Annotated in this window: 4 protein-coding genes; all 4 read right to left on the bottom strand. The window is 36.4% G+C overall.

Going from position 1 to position 2,340, the window contains the following annotated elements; translation table 11 throughout:
* Positions 1–176 precede the first annotated feature (176 nt).
* The 4 genes from ABHN01_RS25585 to ABHN01_RS25570 all read right to left on the bottom strand — a co-directional run bounded on the left by ABHN01_RS25585 (position 177) and on the right by ABHN01_RS25570 (position 1,912).
* Entirely contained in the window at positions 177–443 is a 267-nt protein-coding gene (locus tag ABHN01_RS25585; protein ID WP_290399118.1) for a gas vesicle protein GvpR, read from the bottom strand.
* A gap of 103 nt (positions 444–546) precedes the next feature.
* On the bottom strand, positions 547–807 hold the full coding sequence (gene gvpA, locus ABHN01_RS25580) for a gas vesicle structural protein GvpA (RefSeq protein ID WP_290399117.1): 261 nt from the start codon (positions 805–807) through the stop codon (positions 547–549).
* Between the two features lie 37 nt (positions 808–844).
* Complete coding sequence (gene gvpQ, locus ABHN01_RS25575; protein WP_429877881.1) at positions 845–1,402, bottom strand: gas vesicle protein GvpQ; 558 nt, start codon at positions 1,400–1,402, stop codon at positions 845–847.
* 381 nt (positions 1,403–1,783) lie between these two features.
* Positions 1,784–1,912, bottom strand: coding sequence for a hypothetical protein (locus tag ABHN01_RS25570; protein ID WP_429877880.1), 129 nt, complete (start codon positions 1,910–1,912; stop codon positions 1,784–1,786).
* Between the last annotated feature and the right edge of the window lie 428 nt (positions 1,913–2,340).

Below are 2,340 nucleotides of genomic sequence, written 5' to 3'. Positions count from 1 at the left end.
CCCTACCCCTGCAGGCCCTGTAAAATGTATCGGATATCCTGCCGAAAGGTAGTTTAGTGAACGTGAAATAACCTCTTTTATTACATCATTCTGCAATAATCCGGACGAGACTATGTCATTTTCCTTCCTCTCCGCCATTTAAGTCCCCCCATTCTAATGGATCTATCCCATAGTTCCTAAGCTTCTTGTCCAATAGCGCTTCGATATCGAACGCTTAATCTAGTAAAGGATAATATTTCGTTGTTTTTATTTAAAATCACTTGATAGACTCCCACCATTTCGTCCTTGGCATATTTCTTCATATATTCCTTTTCTTCAAATACTTCCATAATTACCTTTGCTCCCTCATCATCCGTTGCTTCAACTGAAGTAATCTTATGTGGCGGGGCTACATTCTCTTTAAAAAAACGAGTAACTGCTTGCATTACTTTTGTGATTTCCATTTTTTCAACCCCTCCATTGTTCAGGTTTCAGATGACTCATAAGTGCCTGGCACGTTTAAAGAGGCGCCGGGCACTATTATTTGAGCCAAGCTGCATGATTAGATTAGATGCTGAATTGTTTGCTTCTTTCGTTTGATTGAGACGGCAAGCCTTTTTCTTCCACTTCATCTCTTAGCAGCCCTACCGCTTCGGCATATCGCAACCAAGTATCCACACTGGCAATTACCACTCTTGCTTCCACTGTGATTAACTCGATTCCTACGAGTGATACTCTTGCGAACACATCAATAACGACACCTTTATCAAGAATTCGGTCAATAACCTCTGCCAGACTTGAACTATCCGTACTTTTTTGAACACTCATTTACACACATTCTCCTCTCTCTTAAATATGGTTCTAATCAAGAGCTGATTTTTTTCATATCACGGGCATGTTTAATATCTTTGGAGCTTTTAATACCTGTTGAGCTCTTGATATGGTTTGAACTTTTAATGTCATTAGTCCCTTTTATATCATTTACACTTTTGATCTTGGTTCCATCATTGCGGAAAGAGATTTTTTCTTGAAACTTCTCCCCCGCTTTCTTTAAGTTTTTTAATTTATCCTGAACGTGTAATAAAACGTCCCTTACTTTATCTCTTGCCTGTTTTGCTTTGCCATGAACCTCTTTAGCATTTTTTTCTGTGGCGTTCTCCAGCTTTTTTGAGGCATGGTTAACCTTCGTCCTAAACGCTTCCTCAACCTTATGTTTAAAATGGTTTTTTGCTTCTTCTTTCAATTTTTCTTTGGCTTTATCTTTTATTTTGGAAGGTTTTTTCTTCGCCACTTTTACAGCTGCCAAACCCTTCTTTGCTTTTGTTTTGATCCGAGGTATTACAAAAAAAGCGCTGCTTGCGAGCATGCCTCCAATTAGTATGCCTTTGGATATCCTGCTTTTTTTCTGATTCAAATGAGACATTCCATCCCTCCTCTATAGGTATTTTCACATACACATTCAGTACAATTGATATGTGCATATGTCTTTACTCCTATGCTTTGCCACATCATTGCTCAAAAAAACTGGTCAATGTTTCCACTTTATTTTCCTTCCATCATTTTCATTTTTTATTTCTATATTAAATGGTATGTGAACAAGGTTTTTCCCTTAATGAAGGCATTTATTAAAAGGATGAAGTATAAACATTAAAAATATTACAATTTGATTACATTGGAACAGCTTTTGTTTTTCATATGCTTTAGTTTCCAAAAATAAAAAAAACCGAGGCTGAGTCGTCAGTCGCGGGTTCTAATGTTTATGATTTCATATTAATTTTTTGTTCAACTGATACCAAAAGCTGCGTCAGTTTTCTGTTTTGGCAGTTTTATAGTTACTAAAGAAACCTGCAGTGGTTGATTTAAGTTTTTTCAATAATTGCTCTGTTACCATTTCCTGAGCTATTCTTCCCACGCTCAAGCCAATTGTCTTCAAAGTTTTTACTCTTTCATGGGAGTTAAAACTTACCAACGTTCTAAAGGTCCACTTTCTATTTTGGTTAACGAACAATATAGACGAAAAGACCACCAACAAAAACGCTCACCCTCTTTCTGGGTTGAGCGTTTTTGATTATCTTGTTCTTTGTTCAATATTTTTTTAGTGGAGGTGTTTATATGTTGCCTGTTTTGATTGTAGGCCTTATAGGTCTTGGAGGAGTTTTACTTTTATTTCTCTTTAAACTAATCGTGAAATTTTATTCAAAAGGAAAGTAGAATGGAGCTGTTTAAAGAGCATTAGTACTGTAAAAGTAAGACTACCCACCATTTATTTTTTTGGTTTCGCCCAAAGATGGAAAACATCCAACCAGTAATGTTCAGCTTTCTGTATTTCAATAGGAGTAAGGCTAATTAGTTCCATAATGT

The sequence above is a fragment of the Fictibacillus sp. NRS-1165 genome (assembly GCF_050468105.1).
GTDB classification, from domain to species: Bacteria; Bacillota; Bacilli; order Bacillales; family Fictibacillaceae; genus Fictibacillus_C; species Fictibacillus_C terrinigri.
Note: the sequence above shows the minus strand (reverse complement) of the source record. Positions and strands in the feature narration are given on the sequence as shown.